The organism is Undibacterium sp. GrIS 1.2, from assembly GCF_040544435.1.
Taxonomy (GTDB): domain Bacteria; phylum Pseudomonadota; class Gammaproteobacteria; order Burkholderiales; family Burkholderiaceae_D; genus Undibacterium.
On record NZ_JBEONP010000052.1, the window covers coordinates 1 to 23,319 of the forward strand.

20 protein-coding genes are annotated in these 23,319 nt (G+C 48.0%); 8 read left to right on the forward strand and 12 right to left on the reverse strand.

What is annotated here, in order from left to right; genetic code table 11:
- From AAKU61_RS18220 to AAKU61_RS18235, 4 genes are all read left to right on the forward strand, one after another.
- Positions 1-181, forward strand: a 181-nt coding sequence (locus AAKU61_RS18220) for a hypothetical protein (RefSeq protein WP_354334567.1), incomplete at its 5' end; no start/stop codon positions are given.
- A 213-nt stretch (positions 182-394) separates the two neighbouring features.
- The gene (locus AAKU61_RS18225) at positions 395-1,096 is read left to right on the forward strand and encodes a DUF3334 family protein (RefSeq protein ID WP_354334569.1); all 702 of its coding nucleotides are present in this window, start codon (positions 395-397) and stop codon (positions 1,094-1,096) included.
- Between the two features lie 164 nt (positions 1,097-1,260).
- Positions 1,261-2,235, forward strand: a complete 975-nt coding sequence (locus tag AAKU61_RS18230; RefSeq protein ID WP_354334571.1) for an AlbA family DNA-binding domain-containing protein — start codon at positions 1,261-1,263, stop codon at positions 2,233-2,235.
- Between the two features lie 4 nt (positions 2,236-2,239).
- Positions 2,240-2,398 carry a hypothetical protein gene (locus AAKU61_RS18235; RefSeq protein WP_354334573.1) on the forward strand — a complete coding sequence of 53 codons (159 nt, stop codon included), beginning with the start codon at positions 2,240-2,242 and terminating at the stop codon, positions 2,396-2,398.
- A 444-nt stretch (positions 2,399-2,842) separates the two neighbouring features.
- Here the strand turns inward: AAKU61_RS18235 and AAKU61_RS18240 are convergent, their stop codons facing one another.
- Entirely contained in the window at positions 2,843-3,634 is a 792-nt protein-coding gene (locus AAKU61_RS18240; protein WP_354334575.1) for an HNH endonuclease, read from the reverse strand.
- 551 nt (positions 3,635-4,185) lie between these two features.
- Here AAKU61_RS18240 and AAKU61_RS18245 point away from each other — a divergent pair.
- Together AAKU61_RS18245 and AAKU61_RS18250 are read left to right on the forward strand one after the other, a co-directional pair.
- Positions 4,186-5,310: an HAF repeat-containing protein gene (locus AAKU61_RS18245; RefSeq protein ID WP_354334577.1), complete on the forward strand. Its 1,125-nt coding sequence runs from the start codon at positions 4,186-4,188 to the stop codon at positions 5,308-5,310.
- Positions 5,311-5,460: 150 nt separating this feature from the next.
- Entirely contained in the window at positions 5,461-6,261 is an 801-nt protein-coding gene (locus AAKU61_RS18250; RefSeq protein WP_354334579.1) for a tRNA-uridine aminocarboxypropyltransferase, read from the forward strand.
- A gap of 222 nt (positions 6,262-6,483) precedes the next feature.
- Here the strand turns inward: AAKU61_RS18250 and AAKU61_RS18255 are convergent, their stop codons facing one another.
- From AAKU61_RS18255 to AAKU61_RS18280, 6 genes are all read right to left on the reverse strand, one after another.
- The gene (locus AAKU61_RS18255; protein ID WP_322120587.1) at positions 6,484-6,732 is read right to left on the reverse strand and encodes a DUF3297 family protein; all 249 of its coding nucleotides are present in this window, start codon (positions 6,730-6,732) and stop codon (positions 6,484-6,486) included.
- 107 nt (positions 6,733-6,839) lie between these two features.
- Positions 6,840-10,598: a hypothetical protein gene (locus AAKU61_RS18260; RefSeq protein ID WP_354334580.1), complete on the reverse strand. Its 3,759-nt coding sequence runs from the start codon at positions 10,596-10,598 to the stop codon at positions 6,840-6,842.
- Between the two features lie 325 nt (positions 10,599-10,923).
- Entirely contained in the window at positions 10,924-11,997 is a 1,074-nt protein-coding gene (locus AAKU61_RS18265) for a bifunctional nicotinamide-nucleotide adenylyltransferase/Nudix hydroxylase (protein ID WP_354334582.1), read from the reverse strand.
- Between the two features lie 14 nt (positions 11,998-12,011).
- Positions 12,012-13,715, reverse strand: coding sequence for an NAD+ synthase (locus AAKU61_RS18270; protein ID WP_354334584.1), 1,704 nt, complete (start codon positions 13,713-13,715; stop codon positions 12,012-12,014).
- An 18-nt stretch (positions 13,716-13,733) separates the two neighbouring features.
- Positions 13,734-14,924, reverse strand: coding sequence for a nicotinate phosphoribosyltransferase (pncB, locus tag AAKU61_RS18275; RefSeq protein ID WP_354334586.1), 1,191 nt, complete (start codon positions 14,922-14,924; stop codon positions 13,734-13,736).
- Between the two features lie 41 nt (positions 14,925-14,965).
- Entirely contained in the window at positions 14,966-15,835 is an 870-nt protein-coding gene (locus AAKU61_RS18280) for a cysteine hydrolase family protein (RefSeq protein ID WP_354334588.1), read from the reverse strand.
- Positions 15,836-16,035: 200 nt separating this feature from the next.
- Here AAKU61_RS18280 and AAKU61_RS18285 point away from each other — a divergent pair, with 200 nt between their 5' ends.
- On the forward strand, positions 16,036-16,701 hold the full coding sequence (locus AAKU61_RS18285; RefSeq protein ID WP_354334590.1) for an NUDIX hydrolase: 666 nt from the start codon (positions 16,036-16,038) through the stop codon (positions 16,699-16,701).
- 404 nt (positions 16,702-17,105) lie between these two features.
- Here AAKU61_RS18285 and AAKU61_RS18290 read toward each other — a convergent pair whose 3' ends face one another.
- The 4 genes from AAKU61_RS18290 to AAKU61_RS18305 form a co-directional block, all read right to left on the reverse strand.
- Positions 17,106-17,456 carry a BON domain-containing protein gene (locus tag AAKU61_RS18290; protein ID WP_354334592.1) on the reverse strand — a complete coding sequence of 117 codons (351 nt, stop codon included), beginning with the start codon at positions 17,454-17,456 and terminating at the stop codon, positions 17,106-17,108.
- 229 nt (positions 17,457-17,685) lie between these two features.
- Entirely contained in the window at positions 17,686-19,077 is a 1,392-nt protein-coding gene (locus AAKU61_RS18295; RefSeq protein ID WP_354334593.1) for a sigma 54-interacting transcriptional regulator, read from the reverse strand.
- A gap of 64 nt (positions 19,078-19,141) precedes the next feature.
- Positions 19,142-19,780 carry a hypothetical protein gene (locus AAKU61_RS18300; RefSeq protein WP_354334595.1) on the reverse strand — a complete coding sequence of 213 codons (639 nt, stop codon included), beginning with the start codon at positions 19,778-19,780 and terminating at the stop codon, positions 19,142-19,144.
- Positions 19,770-21,260, reverse strand: a complete 1,491-nt coding sequence (locus AAKU61_RS18305) for a sensor histidine kinase (RefSeq protein WP_354334597.1) — start codon at positions 21,258-21,260, stop codon at positions 19,770-19,772. Before AAKU61_RS18305 ends, AAKU61_RS18300 begins: the two co-directional genes overlap by 11 nt.
- A gap of 184 nt (positions 21,261-21,444) precedes the next feature.
- Here AAKU61_RS18305 and AAKU61_RS18310 point away from each other — a divergent pair, with 184 nt between their 5' ends.
- On the forward strand, positions 21,445-22,155 hold the full coding sequence (locus AAKU61_RS18310; protein WP_354334599.1) for a hypothetical protein: 711 nt from the start codon (positions 21,445-21,447) through the stop codon (positions 22,153-22,155).
- A gap of 38 nt (positions 22,156-22,193) precedes the next feature.
- Here AAKU61_RS18310 and AAKU61_RS18315 read toward each other — a convergent pair whose 3' ends face one another.
- On the reverse strand, positions 22,194-23,075 hold the full coding sequence (locus AAKU61_RS18315; protein ID WP_354334601.1) for a transporter substrate-binding domain-containing protein: 882 nt from the start codon (positions 23,073-23,075) through the stop codon (positions 22,194-22,196).
- Positions 23,076-23,319: the final 244 nt, after the last annotated feature.

Sequence of the window (23,319 nt, forward strand, 5' to 3'; positions counted from 1 at the left end):
ATTGGGTCGTGGCTCATGCCTTCTCCTTAACTTTGAAACGAAGGAGTGTGGCGCGTTCATTTCATCATTGCTAGATGGTTGCGTCGGACGCTTACTTTTGACCAGGCAAAAAGATCAATTCAGCAACATACCGTCGTCCATCACAGGCATAAAGCTGCAGCAAATTGCACAGAAAGCGTGAAACAACTGGACGCCGCGTGTCCCATTGAATATTCTTAACTAATTCCATGGATCACCGTGTCTGAGCGCAAAAGCTTGCGTGGCGCTCGCCGCACCATCGACGCTGCAAAATGTAGGGCCTGGATCTGGGCAAAGCGATGCACAGGCAATAGCCCACCGCGTACTGGGCGAATAAAACAAAAGTACATTCAAAAAATACCCTTAGGAGTCGCACATGATTAAAGAAGAAAAAACGGTCGTTTATGGAACCGAAGATCTTTTGACCAGTTTATGTAATTCGGTCACACGAGTATTGAACGTAGCGACGCAAAGCAAGATTCATTACTCTGCCATGGTGCAGCGGGTAACCAAGATCGGTCTGAAGCCTGATATCGGTTGCTTTGTCTTATTTGACGGCGGATTTTCTGGCTTGGTTGTGCTGAATTTTGCTGGCAACGCCGCCCTAGAAATTTATGAGAAATACATGCTAAGCATGGGTATGCCCAAGTCCGAACTAGCCTCCTCATTCAGCTCCGATGAGGTCTCGAATATCCTGGGCGAACTGATGAACCAGATCGTCGGCGATTTCACCGGTAAAGTCCGCAGAGAACTACAAACCAACATCACTCAAAACCAACCCAAAATGCTGGTGCTGAACAAACAAGTCATGCTCAGCGTCGATACTCCACTAGACCGCCCGGAAATCCGCCGCGTCTCCTTCTTCACAGAAAATAATAATATTTTCTATCTGGAACTCGCGATTGACCGCACAGAATTCATTAAATTGCATGACTTCGACTCCAGCGAAATCACCGATCCAGATGCCTTGCTGGACATGGAGCAAGCGGATAAGTCCGGCCAAACAAGCTCAACTCAACCGACAGCTAACGCCGCCGATGATGCTAGTGATGAACTCTTAAGATCTTTGGGGATGTGAGTTGATTGCAGCTCAAATTGAAGACGCAATTGCCGCTGGTCAGATTTTTATTGCTCTAATGGGCGATAATACGAAACTGTACGGGGTATGTCTTTAACCGAACACGCCACTTGCGATGAATATTGGCGTTTAAGCATAGTTTGAATCGAAAGAAGCCCTGCAGTTTGTTGGGCTTCTTTGTTGTGCCATTTATCAAACGTATCAGGATAATGTCACGAGATCAAGAATATCTTAGAAGTCTGGCACATGAGCTTATTGCATTACCTGCTGAAACTGGCTGGCTTGAGTTTAAGCATAACAATGCAGAACCACAGGAAATCGGTGAATACATCTCTGCACTGTCCAACTCGGCAGCTTTAGATGGCAAATCACACGCCTATCTGATCTGGGGAGTTGACGACGGCAGCTACACTTTTGTCGGAACTGATTTTTCTCCTCATAAGAAAAAAATAGGTAATGAAGAGCTGGAGAACTGGTTACTGCGCCAGCTATCTCCTAAAATTTCCTTCCATTTTTACAGCGTAACGCTTGATGAGCTCGCAATCGTCATACTGGAAATTGACCGCGCATTCCGGCATCCGGTCCAATTCTCTGGCAGTGCTTACATTCGTATTGGCTCTTATAAAAAACGACTGAAAGACTTCCCCGAAAAAGAACGCCAGCTATGGCGAGTCCTTGATGATACGCCGTTTGAAATGCTGGCCGCTTCGGAAAAAGTAAGCTCAGATGAAGTTCTGAAATTACTGGATTTTGCAGCTTATTTTGATCTGTTAAATAAGCCCCTACCCAATGGCCGCGACGGGATTCTCGACGCACTCGCTTCAGACCGCCTAATTGAAGCCATGGGTGGCGGCTATTGGCGCATATTTAATCTGGGGGCTATTTTATTTGCAAAGAAATTATCTGATTTTGGTAACTTGCAACGAAAAGCCGTCCGGGTGATTGTTTATCAGGGAACTGGTCGAGTCACCACATTACGTGAACAAGAAGGCGCACGCGGCTACGCAGCAGGTTTTGAAGGGCTGATAGGGTTTATTAATAATCTGTTGCCAATTAATGAAGTCATTGGACAAGCCTTGAGAAAATCTGTCTCAGTTTATCCAGAACTGGCCATACGGGAGCTGGTATGTACAAAGTAAATTTATGACAAATACATCGCTTCGTGAGCGATTTGGGATAGACCCCAAAAACAGCGCAACGGCGTCTCGTTTACTTAAAGAAGCTTTACTTGCAAAAGATATCCATTTGCAGGATAAAACAGCACCGCCGAAATTGCGTCGCTATGTACCAAAATGGACTTAATTTGTTTGACGGGTGTTTGACAAAGCCAGTTATTCAGTCAGATATTTGAACAAAAGTTCTTAAAAATCATATGGTTAGAAATAACAGTTTTGTTTGATGGGTATTTGATAGTGAGTGTGCTTACCGTTTCATTTCTAGAGTCTGATGATCAGGCACCTATTAAACAGCTCCAAAAGACTTTCATTCCGATTGCGCAATTAAGAGACATCTATACGGCTCGCTACTAAGCACTCGCAAGTCATCATATTGGACGGGTTGGTCTGGATTTTGTAAATTTTTCGAAACGTAGTTCAAAATTACTTTCGCAATCCCCATGCGACCTTCTATGATTCACCTCAAGAGCCACATTGGACATTGCGCATCCACTTTGAGCAAAGATAGGTATCGCGTTAAAGATATTTTTCTGGTGGAGTCGCTGCACAATATTTCCGTTTTTTTATACCATCACTGCGCCAATTCAAATGCCAAACGGTGCTGGGTGATGAGGATTTTCTCTGGCATGAACTTCTCCGGTAGGGCAATGTGTTTCCCTTCCAGCGCCAAGAATACGCTCTGCATCATGGGCTCGTCCCGCCTTCGTTTGATAGCGTCACCGACTAAAATTGTGAGGTCGTCTGTCAGACTAATCAGGTGCTGGTCAAAGGCGCGGTCATGCAGTGCCGATAGGCATAGGCCGTTGCCGGGGTTGAGGCGGTTTGCCTTGTCTTGGTTCCACGGCACGATGTGGCTGGCGATCAACAGGCGCGGCTCGGACATGCCGGACATGCAGCAGCGCCCCTTATAACTGCTCAGCACGGCGCGTCTAAAAAAGCCTTGCTTGATCCTTTGCGCTGTCATGACCTGCCTAGTCTCGCCAGTGAAATCTGTAGGCTGGTCGCCCTGTTCCGCTATTGGGTTTGCCGTGGAGCTTGGGCTAGGATTGGCATCCATCATAAGCCGCTGTTTGAGGTTTTCGCTCGCGCTGATCTGCGCCTCCCAATCCTGCTGAAATTCTGCCCACACTTCGCGGTCGAGATTGGATGCGGCGCTTAAGCCTTTGCGGCCAGTGCTGGTGATGGCGGGATCTAGGCTGGCGAAGTTAACCAGCTTCATCGCCACCGCAGACGGCGTGCGGCCAATGAGCTGCGCCAGTTCTATGATCTCTGGGTTACGGCTATGCAGGCGACCGAAAGGCAGTTGGCAGTACAAGTAGTAAGCCAATGTGAGTTGTTCTCTATTCCAGCGATTTGGCGTCATTAGTTTGGCAGATAAAATAGGGGTTTTGGTTAACAGAGGAATAATGCAAATTGCTATCAGGATATCTTCATATTATATAAATATCGACACTGCATGATCTTAAAAAGGCTCCTCCGCTTGAGCAATTTATCCCATGCGGTTTACAAAGATATGTTTAAGAAAACCTGCATGTAATATGCGTTAGCGGGGTAATGTTTGTTAGTTTTTGTAATATCGCCCAGACACAAATAATCTTATAGTGAATGACGATAGTGGAGGAAATCATCATGGTTAAAATTTTCAGTCGGACAATACATTCGAAGGTCAAGCGGACGGTCAAAGGCAAGGGTACGGACTATAAGTCAGATTAGTCAGTTCGTACTGAACACCTCTTGCTGGATTCAGCTATCCGGCAATTCAAAGACATACGATCAACGCCACAATTTCACCGTCTCTGACGATTCTCATTTTCACCACAAGCCATAACAATCTGGCATCTACAGCAAGCATTATTGATGTACATTTACCCACGACTTTTCTGTTTGTAAAACTCCACCTGAAAGGATTCTTGTATGCGTCATATTCTGCGTTATTCTTTTTTTCTGCTGGCTCTGGCGGGTGGTGAGGCGAGTGCAATTACTCAGTCGCTTGGGATTGTGCCGCCTAAGCAAGGTGGGTCTATTGCATATGACATGAATGCTGCTGGTCAGGTCGCGGCGGTGATTGAGGATGAGAAAGGTGGTCGGCATGCTGCTTTTTTTGATAAAGGACAGTTGATCAAGCTTGAATCGCCTGGTGGGACAGAGAGCGAGGCAAAGCGCATCAATGACAAAGGCCAGGTGGTTGGGTCATCCGACAAAAAAGACGGGACTTGGACTGCCTTTCTTTACAGTCGTGCCGACGGCATACAAGAATTAGGCACTCTGGGTGGCCCTAGCAGCCACGGTATGGCGTTAAACAATGCTGGTGCGGTCGTTGGCTTTGCTGATACGCCTAATGGCGACTGGCATGCTTTCTTGTACCAGCGCGGCGAGCCGCTCAAGGATCTGGGTACCTTAGGCGGTAAGGTCAGTGCTGCCAGCGCGATCAACAGCGTGGGCCAGGTAGTTGGCACAGCGATGACCGAAGATGGCTCGCGCCATGCTTTTTTGTACGATGCCGAGCGTGGCATGATCGATCTTGGCACTCTTGGTGGTCGCTTTAGTGTTGCGACTGCGATCAATGACAAGGGCGTTGTCGTCGGAACATCAGAGATGAAGGATCGCAGCTTGCATGCCTTTGTCTACGACGGCAAGCGCATGACAGACTTGGGTGCGATCATCGGTCGTGGCGATAGCTTCGCTACAGGTATCAACAATGCTGGTCACGTCGTCGGGGGTGTTGATATTATCAACGACCGTTTTGGCGACCATCGCATCTCCTTCGTTTGGCGGGACAATAAAATGCTGCTGCACCCCAGCGGTAAAGGCTTATACCTTACCAATGCTATCAACAACCAAGAGCAAGTCATCGGCGCGACCTATGATCGCGGTTTGAACGCGGCGACTATGCAATCCAACGCAGTGCCTTATGTTGATCTTGGCGGTACCAAGATTTTGAGTTTTAATTTTATCGTGTTGCTTCTCACTGGCACGATTGTGATTTTTCGGAAGCGCTTCAAAGGACTATTTTTCGGTGGTGTTTTTCGGGGTTCGTAATCAGTAATAGCGCTGGCTCAGTTGCTTGTTAAGTTATTTGCTGAGTTGTGCTCGTCAACTTGATTGCTTTAGAATGCTGGGCTTTGACCAGTCCTCTTGCTGTGCCAGATCAATTTAGCTTTTGATTCTGGCATTGCTCTTGATTCTCCCATGACCCAACCCCACTCAACTCACTTCCCTCACGCTGTATCCCGCCTGCGCTCCTCCCGACTGGAGCGTAGTACGCGCCCGTTTCTTGCTCGTGGCGGTCCGCATGGCGAGCGTTGCGCCGGATGTCGTCTGATCCTGAGCCATTGCCTGTGCGCCCTGCGTCCGGTGGTAGCTACGCGTGCCGGAGTCTGCCTGATCATGGCCGAGCACGAGACGCTGAAACCTAGCAACACAGGCTGGCTAATTGCCGATGTGGTGCCGGACACGATGGCGTTTGGCTGGGCCCGCACTACAGTAGATCCTGCGCTGCTGGCAGTGCTGGCTGATCCGCAATGGCAGCCGTATGTGGTGTTCCCCGGCGAGTTTATCGCACCGGAACGGGTGATCACGCAATTACCGGCAGAGCAACCTGACACCAAAGATGTAAGCGCGGCGAGCAAGCGTCCGCTGTTTATTCTGTTAGACGCGACCTGGCAAGAAGCTCGCAAGATTTTTAAAAAAAGCCCTTACCTGAATCATCTTCCGGTACTAAGTTTGATGCCTGAACAAGTATCGCGCTACCGCCTGCGCCGCGCCCAGCAAGAAGATCATTTGTGTACATGCGAGGTCGCAGCGTTGTGCCTGACTCTGGCTGGCGAGACCTTAGCCGCGCAGACCTTAGAAGCCTATCTGGATGTATTTACCGAACACTACCTGCGCGCCAAGCAGCAGCAAAAGCTGGACTGGGATGATGACTTGCACCAGCGCCTGCGTGACCTACATGATTTGCATGATTTGCGATTGCCAGCAAACAACACCTAGCTTGTGACTCCTGACAGGAAGCTTAGCAACAATCCAGCGCTATCTGCGATTAATCCTAAGTTCTACCATTGCCAAAAACGATTTAGCGATGTCTGCACAATTCATGCGTCAAAACTAATTGGGGCGACATCGGATCACTTCGATGTCGCCCCATTTTTAATAGTAATTTCGTATTTTTAAATCAGCTTTGCCATGCCATCAGCGCCAACCAGAACATCAGAATCAGCGATAAAACGCCTCAACTTTGCCCTTTACTTTAATCATTAACGGCTTGCCCTTGCGATCCACGGCTTTACCCGCCGCGACTTTTATCCAGCCTTCGCTGATGCAATATTCTTCAACATCGAGTCGTTCTTTGTCGTTGAGCTTGATACCGACTTCGTGCTCGAATACGGCGGCGATGTGGTAAGGGCTGCGGGGATCAACTGAGAGTCGATCGGGCAAATTTGGGGGTGTCGTAGTATCGTTCATAGGCTTGAATTATCCACTAGAACGCCGATCAGTACAATTGCTTGTTATTCGTCTTTGGCCTAGCTGTTACTTGCGCTGGATGCTACTTTTTCTAAACGTCACCGGGATTAATCAGTAAATTTAGGCTCACTCACTTTGCCCGACAGCGATATATTGGCGCGCTCTGTGTTGGTGGGCGAGCGTAAGTCAACAGAGAAGCGGCCGTAAAGTCCGGCATTAGCATCAATCGATGTAAAACCACTTGCAGAGACTATGCCAGCGTTCAGGCGGATATTTTGTAACTGGGTCTGGCTACCGTTATAGGTAAAATTACCACTTAACTCAGTAAAACTGGTACGGCCCAGAAGCTGAGTACTCTTTAACGCACTCATGATATTTATACCTGTTAATTCACCATTACCGACGTTAAAACTGCCGTCTATCCTTGGTGCAGAAAACAGCTTATTACTGGTCTTGGACTGCATCGTGTAGCGCCCTTTAGTTTTCATTTTTCCGCTACTAAATAAGCGCGGTGCAATACCGGGAAGACTGATCTCTATCGCGCTGAAATTACCAGAAAAAGTCCAGCGATCGCCCCATCGCAAGGTACCACTACCGCTTAGCACACCGTCGTATACACTGCCGCCAAATTCTTTGATCTCGGCTCGGTCTTGATCAATATTGCCCGCGCTATGGAATTTTTTCAGGTTGGCGTTGATGCCGAAAGGGAGTGTGAAATCATCGGCATTCATTTCAAATGTAGTCCTCGCACCATTTGGTGATAAGACGGCATGGAATTGTCGTTCTGAGGAATCTAAGGTGATCGAGTTCCAATGTCCGTTGGCATCAAAGTCAGCATAGCCTTCTAACAGAGCTAATGGCAAATTAGGCGAATTTAGTTTGAGGTCCTCAACATATACCGGACCAAATTGTGTATGGCTTTGTGCCCGTGAGTTAAACAAAATCCAGCCTGCAGCTTCCTCATCAAGTTGAGCGGAATTAATATCAATCCGTCCCATAGAAATTTTATCGTCGAATACGGTCGTGATATCGATAGCGACAGAAATTTCTGCAATTTGGATTTGTTGCCGGTCGCCAATCGTCACGCCTTCTGCTCGCCAGTGAGGGCGCGGTAGCAAAGCAAAATATAGCCCGTTGATTTTGGCCGGCTGCGCTATCACGCTAGTGATGGATTTTTCAAATATCGCTGCCTGCCGATCAAACGAAGTGAAATGAATAGCAGCAATCGCCACGATGGCACTGGCAAACACGATGAGACTGAGTTTTTCTAATAAGCTACCAAAAATTTTATTCACGACCAAATTAGCTGCTCGCGACAACATGACAGACCATTGGCTTGCGGTTGCTGCCTGGGATTCTGCACGTGCCTGTAATTTTAATTGCCTTGCGAGCTCACGCGCTTCTATCTGTGCGTGCATTTGTTTCAGTTCTTCTGCTTCGTGTTGTGCGGCTTCCTCAGCTTGCTGTTTTAAGAGCAGTTCTTTTTCTTGTCGGGCTATACGATCTTTTTCATCCTGATCATGATCGATTTCTTGTTGCTTCTTTAGCGCCTCGATACCGTTCAAAACGTCTTGATCTTTTTCTTTGCGTGCGCGCTCTTCTTCTTCGTACATTGAAGCAGTGCGTTGATGCACTTGCTGGCGGAGCTGCTCCCTTGCAATACCTTCTAGGCGATGACGCTCGGTTGCTTCGTTGATGGCACGCTCTTCTTCGGACTGACGGATCAGCGCCTCTTCTTCCGCTTGAGCGCGCTGCAATGCAACTGCACTTGCTTCCGCCTCTGCGTTGAGTTGGGCTTGTTTAGCTTGTTCTGCGAGACGGGATTGTTCTTCTTTTTTTAGTCGCTCTTGCTCTGCCTCCTTAGCCTTCTTAGCTTGCTTGGCTTCCTCGAGTGCTAACGCATCTTGCTGCGCCTTCACTTCCGCTTGGATTCGAGCTTGTTCTTCTGCGGCTAGTTTAGCCAGCCTTGCTTGTTCAGCAGCCTCCCGCTCTTGCTTCTCTTTGGCTTGCGCCTCAAGTTGGCGCTGCTTTTCCAGCGCAATGCGTTGCTCTTCCGCTTTGGCTAACTCTAATGCTCTTTGCTTGGCTTTAGCTTCCTCTTCAAGACGGGATTGTTCTTCTTTTTTTAGTCGCTCTTGCTCCGCTTCCTTAGCCTTCTTTACTTGCTTGGCTTCCTCAAGTGCTAACGCATCTTGCTGCGCCTTCACTTCCGCTTGGATTCGAGCTTGTTCTTCTGCGGCTAGCTTAGCCAGTCTTGCTTGTTCAGCAGCCTCTTGCTCTTGCTTCTCTCTGGCTTGCGCCTCAAGTTGGCGCTGCTTTTCCAGCGCAATACGTTGCTCTTCCGCTTTGGCTAACTCTAATGCTTCTCGCTGCGCTTTAGCTTGTTGTTCTTTGGCTTGTTGTTCTTTGGCTTGTTGTTCTTTGGCTTGTTGCTCTTTGGCTTGTTGTTCTTGTTGGCGCTCTAGCGCTTCTTGCTTTGCCTTTGTTTCTGCCTTGATACGGGCTTGCTGTACTCTAAACTGTCGCTCTTCTTCCGCTTTTGTGCGCTGTAATGCCTCTTGTTTTGCTTTGGCCTCTGCCGCGATACGGCTTTGCTGTTCTTGCACTCTGGCTAGCTGTTCTGCTTTCGCAATTTCTGCCGCTTGAGCAATCTCATATTCGCGCTGCTGTTGCTCAGCTAACGCACGGGTGGCTTGGGTTGCAGCTTCCGCGGCAATATCTGCCTGGCGCTTCAAATTTGCCTGATGTTGAAGTCGCTCCTCTTTTTCTCTCGCTAAACGAGCAGCTTCCATCGCTGTTTGCTGGGCTTCTTGCGCAGCACGTTGTTCTGCTTCTTTTTCGGCTAATTCTTTTGCTTTTCTTCTGGCTTCGTCTTCTTGCGCTTTCTTTTCTAACTCCATGCGGGCGCGACCTTGTGCAACTTTGCGCTGTAATTCTTCTGCGACTTGCTTGGCATTGAGTTCGTTCTGGTGATGCTTATGTTCTTCCGCCCTAGCTAATTCTTCTGCTCTGGAAACCGCCTCTTTGCCTAGCTGTTCCTCGGCCCTGATTTTTTCTTGAAGTTGTTGGCGCGCCAGCTCTTCTGCATCATGTCTACTTTTCTCTTGTGCAACTTCTTCCGCTTGAATATACGATAACGCGTCAGTCGCCGCCTGCTTTTGCTGGTCGGTTAGCTGGATTTGTTGCGCTAGTTGAGCCTCGTGTCGAACCTGCGCTTGCGCGTCGCTTTGTTGTTTTAACTGCTGCTGTTTTTGCTGTAGTGCGTCCTGTTCCTGCGTTTCTTGCTGGGCTTTTAATTTAGCTTGCTGGGCTTCTTCTAATTTTTTTCGGGTCTTTTCTTTAGCCGCTTGTTTGACGCGGGCTTCTAGCTCCAGACGCTGTACATATTCTGCCAACGCTTGAATCTTGGGGTCAGCCTCGGTAATCGCTTTAGGGACGGTGATTGTGCTTACCGGCGGACTAGATTTAACAACAGGGTCTTCTTTTGGTGCCGTTGCGTCGGCAGCGTTTTGCGCCTCTACGGCGTTGTAAAAAGCGCTCATCGTGAGTTGAAGCAGCGACTCCTGAAAACTACCAATGGTAGAAAAATCAATATCGTCGGGTGTCGGTGTTTGTACCGTGTTGAGTTTCTTTACCTGACGAGGTGTATCAAAGATACGGATATAACTGTCTTTAAGTAATTGCTCCAGCGCTTTTTCTAGTTTTTTGTCTGCCAGATTACCCAAGTTGCTTTGAACAAGCTCGACCGGAGCGCTGCCATTAATCTCTTTAAGAACCGAACGAAGGCCTCGAGAAAGCTGCTTGGTTTTACCAATCGCCTCTGCCAGGCCTTTTGCTGTCTTGGTGTAAATGACTTGCTTGTCCATACTTGTTAGCGCAACTACTCCTTTTTTTCATATCGATGCAATCTTAAATTCTAACAAAAAGCCTTGGCTGATTATAAACACAAGCACAACGGATGCTGCTGTTTTTTATCTTAGGGCAGAGACGCGCCACATTTATGTATATTTTTATATACTCCCCCTTATTTTTTGTAAAACAACCCTATTGTCCAATGATTGTATGGACAACAAATATATACTTACTATGAGTATATTTATATTCATAGTCGAAGACGGTCGCTAAGTAGCTATGATTAATTGGTGTTTATAGACTCTGGCGCATGTTTAGCTCGCTCTTAGATCGCGCTGGCTAACAATGGTCAGGCTCACTCAGTGTCAAAAAATGATCCAGAATATGAAAGTGATCATCAAAGAAAACTTCTTCCATCGCAGCCAGTGCAGATATCGGCACCCACGCGGCAGCCGCTGCGTCGTCGGCTGCGTTGATGTCTGGCAGGTGGTCAATTTGCAGATCAAAGAAATGGGCATGCGTAATGGTTCTGCCACGTTGGCTGCGACCGGGATGGTCGAAGACTTTGACATCGACCAGCGCGTTTTCTAACGTAGAATCTAAGATGGCGAGATTGGTTTCTTCTGTCAGTTCACGGATCGCACCTTGCAGCAGGCGCTCATCCTGTTCCAGAAATCCACCTGGCAGCGCCCATAAGCCTTTACCCGGAAAACCACCACGTTGCACCAGCAAAATATGCTCCGCCGCTTTGACGATTGCGTCCACGGTTGAGAAGATCGGGGCATACGGTGCCGCATTCCAGGCGGCTTTGTATTTATTCAATTGCTGATGTTCTTTGACCAGATCAGCGAAGTGCGGGTAAATCACCCAGGCTTTGATATATTGTCGTATCGCCTTCGGTAAAAACTGATCAACGACATCGAGCGATACATTGATGTCTTCACTCTCAAATAGTACCCGGCGTATCAGCGTCGCATCCAGCGGTCCGTCCACTGCAATAGTTTGATCCGCCTCGATCAGTTGCCAGCGCGGAAAGCGATTGAGGTAATAGCTTGAAGCATCTTTAAAGTGCCCGATCAAAGCGACTTGCTTTGCCTCCGGCATCAGCGCATGCACTTTTTTCTGAACTGCATGCGCCCAGCGCACATCATCGTAATAATCACGCACCGCGACAAACCGAATACGCTCTTTATCCGCCTCCGACAAACAAGCGCAGATCATGCTAGCGCGCTCTTGCCAGGTAAAGGGATTTTTTGTGCTGCGCGCGTGGAAAGATGATCCGAGCGCAATCACAACCTGAGGTGCGGTGTCTAATGCCCGCTGTAAAAGTTGTGCGTGCCCGTGATGAAATGGCTGAAAGCGGCCAATCAGAACGGCGACATCAAAGTTGTTAGCTGGAGCTTTGTTGGTCATGCTAGTCCTATTGGTCAATTCAAATATTTAGCAGCGATTGGCATCTGGCGTCCGCTGCCAAAGGCTCGAGAACGGACGCGGATGATGGGTGGTGCCTGGCGACGTTTGTATTCATTGCGGGCGACCATGCCTAGTATCCGCTTCAAGCTACTTTCACCTTTCTCGGTACTCACTAATTGTTCGACAAAAGCGCTGGCCTTTGCAAATTCATAGTCGGGTAATCGCTTGCCTTCGATATGCCATTTCAGCATCTCATCGAGCTCGTCGTAAGGTGGCAGGCTATCTGTATCGAGTTGATCTGGTGCCAGCTCGGCAGAAGGCGGTTTAGTTAGTACATCCTCGGGAATAATCTCGCGCCCGGCATGTTGATTAATGTGGCGTGATAAGGCGTACACCTCAGTTTTATACAGATCGCCAATCAAGCCTAATCCACCGTTGGTGTCACCATACAGGGTGCAATAGCCGACCGAGATTTCGCTCTTATTGCCGGTGGTAAGTAGCAAGGCTCCGTAGGTGTTGGAGTATTCCATCAGGATAGTGCCGCGTATCCGTGCTTGTAGATTTTCTAATGGCAAACCTATTAGCGGTGCGGCAAATGCGGCGCTAAATCCCTGGCTATATTGTTTGACCAAATCCAAAATCGGATGCGTGAATAAAGTCACGTTTAAATTGTTGCACAACTTGACTGAATCAGCGATTGAGCCATCGCTGGAATATGCCGATGGCATCGTGATCGCGATCACATTCTCAGCACCTAAGGCTTCTGCGGCGAGTGCTAGTGTCAATGCAGAATCGATACCGCCTGAAGAGCCGACTACGACTTGAGTAAAGCCGCAGCGACGGGCGTAATCTTGCAGGCCGAGCACAATTTGCCTTCTGGTGAATTCGGTGGCGGACAATCCCTCGCTATCAGGTTTGGGCAATGCGCTGCCATCGACGGATAAAAACTGTCCTGCGTTAAATCCTATGAGATTGAAGTCTTCTTCAAAACGGGCTGCCTCATACGCAATACCCTGCGCAGGCGAGACCGCGAACGAGGCGCCGTCGAACACCAATTGGTCTTGTCCGCCAATCTGGTTGACATATAACAGCGGCAATTGGTGATGGTTGGATGCCTTGCTAAACATGGCATGACGTTGCCGCCGCTTACCTATGTCAGATGGGCTGGCGTTGATGCTGATAATCAAATCGGGCTGCGCTGCACTCAATGCGGTGAATGGATTGATCTGGTAATCCCGGCCTTCATCATTCCAACCGTCTTCACACACCATAAAGCCAATTTTTTGACCTGCCACTTTTAGCAAGCAGGCGCCTTCCGAGCCGGGCTCAAAGTGACGACGCTCGTCAAAAATGCCGTAAGTAGGTAACAGCTGTTTGTAATACTCAGCAACGATGACACCATCTTTGATCGCGAGTAAGGCGTTATGTAATGGCTTGCCTATGCCTGCATTGCACCTGGCCGTCCCGATCACAGTGACCATAGACGGTGATTGTTTTGAGGCAGCAAGAATGCTCGACAAAGCGACATCCAATTGCGATAAAAACCGGCTGTCTTCCAGCAAATCGCCGGGATAATAGCCGCAGATACATAACTCAGAAAATACCGCAATGTCCGCTTTAAGCGCGTTAGCTTTGGTCATCGACTGGATGATCGCGGCAGTGTTGCCAGCGAAGTCACCCACGGTGTAATTCAATTGTGCAATGGCGATGGATAACATGATTTTATATTCGCTACATCAAATGACGGGATGATTAAATACCTGACGCAAATAGGCCAAAAAGGTCTCGTCGGTACACAGAGTTTTTCCGGCGGAATCGGATAACTTCGCAACCGGTTGGCCGTTACAAGTTTTGAGCTTCATCACAATATTGAGCGCTTTGATGCCCGTATCGTTGGTGAGATTGGTGCCGATGCCAAAGCCTGTCATGGTGCGGTCGGCGAAGTGCCGATACAAGGAAAAAGCTTTGTCGAAATCTAGTCCGTCAGAAAATACCAGGCGCTTGGTATGCGCATCCACCCGCAGCTTGGCGTAATGTGCAAGTGCTTTTTCACCCCAGACAACCGGGTCGCCAGAATCGTGTCGCAAGCCATCAAACAGCTTGGCGAAGTACAGATCAAAATCCGCCAAAAACGCATCCATGCCCACAACATCGGTGAGTGCCGTACCAAGATCACCGCGATATTCTTGCACCCAATCTTCTAAGGCTGCTTTCTGGAAATCACGCAGGCGTACGCCAAAGGATTGATACGATTGTAGGTACTCATGCGCCATTGTGCCTATCGGAACTAGCTTATGTTTTTTTGCAAGATACACATTAGAGGTACCTTTAAAATAGTCAGGTAATTCACGCTTCAGCGTAGCGACGACTTCATCATGCCATTCACCAGAAAAACGGCGGCGCAATCCAAAATCAAAAAATTCAAACGGATTTTCTCGTGTCGCTTCCTCAGCAAATGTTCTGACTAAAGCGATTTTTTTAGCCAAACGATCACGGCCTTCTTGCAAGCTGGTTTCTGTTTGCAAACGGCGGAAATACAATTCATTGACGATATGCAGTACATAGATTTCAAAGCCCATCACATGCACTTGAGGACCGGTTGCGACGATCTCTAAGGTGTCACCATTGGCCGTGACTTTGATGAATTTTCTTTGAAAGTGAAATACCGTCAAAAAGTCAGTGAAATCACTTTTGATAAAGCGCAGTGAGCGCAAATAATCTAACTCGTCTTCTGCAAAATGCAGCGCGCATAGATGATCTAGTTCTCTGTCTACATCAGCCTTTAATTCAGATAAAGGATAGGCTGGAGTATTGCGGCAAACAAAAGCGTACTCCGTCTGCGCATTGGGGTGGCTATGCAACAAAGACTGCCACATCGTAAATTTATATAAATCGGTTTCTAACAAACTGGTGACGATGGGCTTCATATTCTTCTTCTCTGGTCTCATTTTTATTGTGTTGATCTGCCTTAGCGACTTTGATTAGCAATCAGCTCGGCTAACACATCGCTCGATTTTGCAATCTGTACACCGCGCGTTGCCATGTCGTGGATAAAGGCGTCATATTGTGCGGTAAAGCCTGTTACTGGACTCATGCAGTCGGTCAATAAAACTAATTTGGATAGATCTTCGGGTTTCATATTTTCTACAATATGCTCGGTAGTCGCCCTGACGCAATGGCTGCCCGCCTCGCCAGTAATATACACACGGTCGGCGCTGGCTAAGCTGCCAATAAACTCACGATTTAACTGGGTATCTGGATCAGCGGCATCCGGCACTTCTGCCATCACGGCGGAGTAATGCTCCGTCCATGGATTAGATCCTTTGTTAAGTTTGCTCACCACGCCGTTAGTAGCGTCTTCCCAAAAATTGTAGGCAGCCCGGATATCGCTGTGCACATTTTGCCCCCAAGACCCGATCTCGCAATGTACCGGCCAGATCATCAGCTGATAGCGTCCTGCCACTTCCAGTGCCTCTATGTAGGCCAGCGCTCTTGGCATTGCACTTGGATTGCGTGGTAGATATTTTCCGGCACGAACATCGGCGGATGAAATTTGCGTAAACGGTGTAACCGGCTTACCCGCAGCATCAAACCAAAAAGTCGGATGAGCGATGTCGTAGCGGTGGTGAGAATCCAGCGTAATGCTAATCGCAGTCAATCCCTTGCCAGCGAGCTGAATCAATTCACTGACACGCAACATATCCGCATGCGCGCCCGGCACTGGCAGTGCTGGCTGCACCAATTGTCCGTCTTGCGGATTGCTTGTCAGGTAGTTTTCTGGCAAATCACAAAAATCGTTTTGTGGGTCAATGATGAGGAGATGCAACTGGCTTTTCATGACGTCTTTCCTTTTTTTAATCAGGTGATTCTATTCTAGGATAGATAAAACCATTTTGCAACTAAGTAAGAATTTATTTCTAAATTCTTCTTTTCTAAATATAAAATTCTACCAAGCACATCAATTAAATTAGTTGCAAAATGTATCTAAGAAGAATAAATTAGCTGTATTTGATCTCAACACCGATAGCAAAGACTCCGATGGAACAAATTATTTGTACCGTTGATATCGTTTTATTGACACTGCAAGACGACGGATTAAAAGTCGCCTTATTAAAACGCGATGCCGATCCGTTTAAAAACGCGCTGGCGCTCCCTGGTGGCTATATTCATCAGCAAACCGATAGCGATGCACGCGATGCCGCACTACGCGTTTTAAAAACCAAGACCGGTATTGAGGCGCCGTATTTAGAGCAGTTAGCAACGTTCTCCGGCAATGCACGCGACCCCAGAGGCTGGTCTGTGTCCGTCAGCTATTACGCGCTGGTATCGTCCGACATCATCCAAAGCGCCGGACACCCCAACGTGCAATTAGTCAGCGTTGATCGCCAGACTACTCTACCGTTTGATCATAAAGCAATTGTAGACACCGCCGTCGCCCGCGTACGTAGTAAAAGCCAATACTCATCACTGCCATGCTATTTAGCGGGCGACCTGTTCACCCTGCCTCAACTGCAACGCGTATATGAGGCACTGATGGGAGAAACAATGAACAAAGTCAGCTTCCGCAGAAAAATCACAGAAATGGATATGCTAGAAGAGGTCGCAGGGAAATTTGAAGCAGCAGGCGCGCATCGGCCTGCGCAGGTCTATCGATTGAAGCGAGCTTACCGACAGCAATTGCAGTTGATTGACCGGGGGCTGTGAGGGTAATCGTAAGTCCGTCGATGTGGGACTTATTGGCTTTGATATTGGATTTAAACTCGACGATTATTAACAGAAATTTTTACAGATTGTTTCAATTAAAATACACGATAATCAATATACTCCCCATCTTTTTTTTAGAAATTGCCTTATTGTCCAAATATAACCTGGATAATTAAATTATACCCACTAGGAGTATTAATATTTAACTACTAGGGCCAACAAAAAGAAAACGGCACTATCTCTTGATAATGCCGTTTCCAATTCTCTACTACAAACTCTGCTTCTAACCCACTCTAACGATTTCTGACCTGATCAACAGAACCTATTCAGGCAAGGGGGAGCTCGCATAGGTTATCGACTTAAGACATGGTTAGAGGTCGCTCAGAATCTGTGTTAGCCCTGGCTTAGCCTTGGGATACTTGCAGCTGGTTTTGGATGTCTTTCACACCCTCAATGCTGGCGACCATCTTCAGTACGCGATCACTCGCTGCAACGCTTGGTACTGCGCCTGTCAGGATCACCACACCTTGCTTGGTGGTGACGTTGATTTTCAATGCGGATACTTCTTTATCGGCTACCAGAGCGCTTTTTACTTTAGCGGTGATCATGGAATCATCAACGGCAACGCCCGCTTTTTCTGTCATGGTTGGCTTGGCAGCTTGGGCTACTACGGTATCAGCGGCGAAAGAGGATGCTGCAGTCATAGACAATACGGAAGCAGCGATGAGGGAAGTGATAAATGAACGATTTTGCATGATAAATCCTTTTTAATGAGGTTTAAAGGCAACGTCTCACATGTTTGTGGCGCTACTGACTGGTGTATTGCACATGCTGTGCCAGCTATTAAAAACCTACATTAATTCAATCACTTAGATAATTTTTTGCCTGTAAGCCGAATGAAAATACTGGTTTTTTACCGTAAATGTGTCGGGATATAGCGACAGGCAAAAGAAGCAATTTCGTAAGTAGTTGATTTTAAAAGATTTAATCCTGTCGCTCATCAGCGACAGGATCGCCGTCTGCCCTGAACAGGCTGGGTGTCAGCTCGTGTTTTTGTAGCAATCGATAGAATTCGGTACGGTTGCGATCCGCCAGTCTGGCGGCATCGGACACGTTGCCGTCAGTCAGTTTGAGTAACTGGATCAGGTAATCGCGCTCAAATTTTTGTTTGGCATCGGTGTAGCTGAGCGCCTCTAGCGACGGTACGCGCAAAGCCCTTTGTACCAAGGTCAGGGGGATCAGCGGTGCCGTGGCTAAGGCGCACACCTGCTCGACCACGTTATGCAATTGCCGCACGTTGCCAGGCCACGGTGCGGACATCAGCGCTGCCAGCGCGTCGGGGGCGAAACCGTTGATCTTCTTGTCGTATTTGTCAGCCAGCGCCTGACGGAAGTGGTTAGCGAGCAGAGCGATATCTTCACGCCGTTCTGCCAGTGACGGCAACGCTAGCGTGACGACGTTAAGACGGTAGTACAAATCCTCACGGAACTGACCTTCTTTCATAGCGACATCAAGATCGCGATGAGTGGCGGACAAGACCCGTACATCTACCGGAATCGCCTGATCAGAACCAACCTGGCGGACGGTACGCTCTTGCAGCACGCGCAGCAGTTTGACTTGCAACAACAGCGGCATATCGCCGATCTCATCCAAAAATAAAGTACCGCCATGCGCTGCCTGGAATAAACCATTGCGATTGGCGACCGCGCCAGTGAAGGAGCCTTTGACATGGCCGAACAATTCTGACTCCAGCAATTGTTCAGGAATGGCGCCGCAATTGACTGCGATAAAAGGCGCTTTGGCGCGGTTGCTGGCGCGGTGGATAGCGCGGGCTAATAATTCTTTACCGGTACCGCTCTCGCCTTGGATTAATACGCTGGCATCGGTGCTGGCGACCAGCTTGGCTTCTGCCAGCAGTTCTGCCATGCGCTGGCTGCGGCTGATGAGTTCTTCACGCCACGCCTCGTCTTTGCTGGCGGGGTCGGCACTGGGGCCACTAAGGCTCAAGGCGTGGGCGATTTTTTCTAGCAAGACATTGCCATCAAAAGGCTTAGTCAGGTAGGCATAGGCACCACGCGCTGTGGCTTCTACTGCATCAGGAATCGTACCGTGGGCAGTCAACAAAATGACCGGTAAGGCGGCGTACTGGCTGCGGATCGCGTCGAACAACGCCATGCCGTCGCGCCCCGGCAAACGGACATCGGTGATGACCAGCGATGGCAACTCTATCGATAATCTGGCGAGTGCAGCCTCTGCGCTGCTGACCGCGGTCACGCGATAACCTGCGGCGGTTAGGCGCATGAAAATCAAGGTTAACAAATCGGGGTCATCGTCGACCAATAGTAATTGCGCTTGTTCAGTTTTTGGCTTGATCATGATGGATGTTTTTTTGACGTTGATCGTGTGCGTAAATGCGCTTCACTATTGCTACACGACCGTTCTACTGCTTATTATCACTAGTAGCAGGAGCAACTACGGCGCTCCTTGGTCGGGTCGGTAACTGGCGCTCTATGGCTTTTAAATCTTCTAGCTTTTGACTAAGCTGATCGGCGCGGCGCTGGCTTTCTTTTAGCTGTTGCGTTTGCTTATCAAGCGCCTCATCCAAGCGTCGCCATTCTGCGTAATTGGTGGATAAAAAATACGCTAGCGGCTTAATATGTTCTGCATCGGCATCAGTCGATTTCACTACGCCGTCTAACAAGGCTTGCGCGCGCATCAGATCGCCGCTGCCACGGATAAATCCCAGCAGTATCGCGCGCTGCACATCATGGCGTGCCTTTTTTTCTATGCCTTTTTCTAAACCATTCAGGTCTGCCAGCATCTTGGGTAATTCGGTCGATGGCAATAAGCGTGCTCGCTGAAAGTAGGCTAAAAGATCCTCGTTATCACTAGCAATCACCGCTTGCGGCGGCACCACGACGGCCACCGGTATCGCTGATGCCTGGTTAGGGTCGGGCTGTTGCGGTGCAATTTTGCAGGCACTGAGTAATGTGCCTAATACTGTGCTTAGTAGCGCGCAAAGAAGCACACTGTGTAAGCCGGTACCACTTAAAAAATTTAACTTAGCTCTAGCGTTCATAAGGTAATTCAATCCGAAAATGTGCACCTGAAACTGTAGGGTGCAGTTGTATTTTTCCACCGTGGGCAGCGATATATTCGCTCACGATAGAGAGGCCAATGCCGTTGCCGCTGCGGGCACCGGCGGGCTGGCGGGCGCCTTGATAAAACGGCTCGAAGATACGCGCCGCATCATCCGCCGCCACGCCAGATCCCTGATCAATACAGTCGATACTGACATAGCCATCGGCTTGGGTAAGGATGAAGTCAATCACGCCACCATCAGGACTAAAGCGCACTGCATTAGACAGCAGATTGGCGAGCACGACACCGAGTTTTTCTGCATCTGCGCTGATGGTCGGCGGGCGACTTGGCGTATTACTGAGCAACTGGCGCAAGTCCGTTTGCCGTTCAGCAGCTAATTGTGTTTTCAGTTCAACAGTCAAACCGCGCGCCTGCCATTGCAAACGCTGACCGTCAATGACGGTGCTAAGCAACTGCATCAGATCTACCGGAGTTTTATGTAAATGTTGCGCATCAAAAGCGGCGGCATTATAGCGCAGCAAATCTTCGATCTGGGTTTGTAAAGAAGCCGTGTTCTGACGCAATATACGGGCGATCTCGCGCTGATTATCGCTCAGCGTACCTGCTACGCCGTCCTCCAATAAAGCGACTCCTTCGCGCAACGCCGCCAGCGGGGTTTTTAACTCATGCGAGATGTGGCGTAAGAAGCGGGCTTTGTCGGCCTCCAGATCAGCCAGACGACGACGCAGCCAATCCAGTTGCTTACCTAAGCGGCGCAAATCGGCAGGCCCGCTTACGGCGATTTCCTGATCAAATTTGTTTTCTCCCAAACGACCAATTACTAACTCGATTTGCGCCAAGGGGCGCGCAAGCCAGAGACCAAAAGTCAGCGCTAACACAATCGCCATGATCATCGCGCCCGACACTAAGGCTGTCAGCAAACGCCGTTGACGCTCCAACTCCATCAAGGATTGGTCGTTGCGGCGTTCAATCTCACGCTTGCTGGCGAGCACTATCTGATCATTGATTTCAGGCAAACGCACAAAGCTTTGATACAAGGCTTGTTGATTTTTATGGAGCGTCGCCTTGTTCGTCACTCGACCTTCTTGTAACACTTTTCTAGCAATATCGGTCTGCGTATTCCAGTCCTCTAATTGTTTTGGCAGGAGGTCAGGAATTGCTTGCGCTAACACTTGCAAGGATGCTTTTGCCTCTTGCACCGCGTCATCGTAAATATCACGAAATGCCACGTCATCCAATACCAAATATTGACGTGCGCTACGCTCCATCGCCACCGTGCGCTCGGTCAAACGTTGGGACTCTTCGGTTAAATTAACCGCCTGATGCGCAACTGCACGGCTTTGCTTGGTCAGTCGCTCCAGCGTCAACAACGCATGCACCGAGGTACCGCTAAGCAAGATTGCGATAAAAAGAAAGCCAGCAAGTAGCAGTTGGCGGAAAGAAAGTTTAGCAAGCATAGTAATCTACGAATTTCTGTACACTCTTTTTAACTAAATGGATCGTCAGTCTATAGCAGGTTCGTTAGACTGATCAAAAACTACGCGATTGTTAAAATAATTTTGCGTAGCAATTTAAGATGTACAAAGCTTTAACGATATTTTTTATAAACTTTTCTAAACAACGGATCCGTTGGTATTAAGAATGAAACGACTCTTCAGGCATCAGCTCAGGCACCAATACCCGGCCTTATTATTTTTGCTGTCATTACTGTTATTACTCGCGCTGTTATCTGGTTCGTCTTCTGCGAGGGCGGTGAGCAGATCACAAACTGTATCTCAAACTGTATCTCAAACTACTGCTCAAACCACGACTCAAACCTTTCCAGTCAAACTCAATAATCATGACCGTCTGTTGTTAGAGCAAATAGTTTGTGGACAAAAGTTTGGCGTCGCGGTGGCAGAGATTGACGCGCAAGCCTTTGACGCCAATGCCCGTCAGGCGAATTTTGCTGATGTTAAATGTCGTCCGCATGCGCAATTAAATGGCAAACCCATGTACTACGTGGCGCAATGTGCGCGGGAAAATACCCAATGGAGTTGCGGTCGTGCCGAGCTAGAAACCATAGTCACCCTCAATAATCGAAACCCGATTCGTGAGTTAATTATTCGCCCGGGCACGGTAGCACCAAAAGTCGCTTATGAGGCGATACAAAAAATTAGTACCTATGGTTATTTTCAAGCAAAGTCACTGGACGCAGCATTGCAATCTACCTGCACAATCGGGATGGGCGACACACCCGATTTGATAGAAATTTCCTGCAAACACTGGTCAATTACCGTGTCTTTTTTGTGCCCTCAAATATCGGCAACCTCATCATGCCCACGCGTGATTTATATGAGTGAACACCCTTGACGCCGGCACATAGTATTGAGGTATTTTTGATTGGGCGATTACTTAACAGGCTGCCATAAACTAGAAGAATCAAGCGGGGTATTTTTTGGTAGCAGCGGATTTTCTAAACGGATAACGCGACGATTTTTCAGATTCAGTTTTTCAATTGCTGCCTGGTGATATTTATTAAAAATCGCTTCAAAACTGCCGTCTTTTTGCATAATATGTAAACCGATTTCGACCCGTTCTCTTATCGCTTTATCGTTGTGGTTAAAATAAAAGTAATAGGGAAATGGGTAGTAAATCAAGAGGTTTTTTTCGATGGCAAGATTAGGATTGTCTTTGATGTTGTTGTCGTATTCTGAAAGAATCTCTCCGGCACCGCGTGGGAAAAACTCAAAGCGATTTGCGCTCAGCATTTTAAATAATTGACTATATTGCGCCTGTACCACCTGAATGCCGTGTGATTGATATATTGCGTTATCTGTCCAGCCTACGCCTTGACCAAAACTGATTTTTTTTAGGTCGTCCAGTGTTTTGATCTGATCGATTTTAGATTGATTATCTTTGTGAATCAGCGCAACGCGGTAGCCCATTAAACCTTTTCTGAGCGGAACATGAATCGCAGACAAACGTTGTTCTAACTCTTCAGACGCGGGATTCCAGATCACATTGATATTGTGACTGGCTTGTTCTAACTCTTGCAAAAAACGCTTTTTGGGCATGGTCGCTGCGCTGGGCTTGCATTCATAGTCACCAAACTGGGCTTTAGTTTTTTCAAGCGAAACGCAGAGCATTTCAATGACATCGTTGTAACGGGTATCGTTTTGAATTTCACCTAAAGGATAGATCACCCGGGTGACCGCAGCCGAGGCAGAGGGTGCTAGCAGGCACACGCAAAGCAGCAAACTGATTGGCAAAAATTTGTGAAGCGCGGTCATTTCAATCACTGATCCAGAGGTCTTATTTCAATGGTTATTCGTCAGAGTGTGAAAACTAAATTCTGCAGAGAATCATACTAAGCTATTGGCTAAAATCTTACTTTATTCAAACTAATTTGACTTTATTTGACCTTATTTGAACTTATACAAAACAATTTTTTAAAGCAATATAGAAAATATTTTCTCGTATTTTAGTCGTGGCTAAATAGTTCGTTTTAAATATACTCCCTTATTATTTTTATAA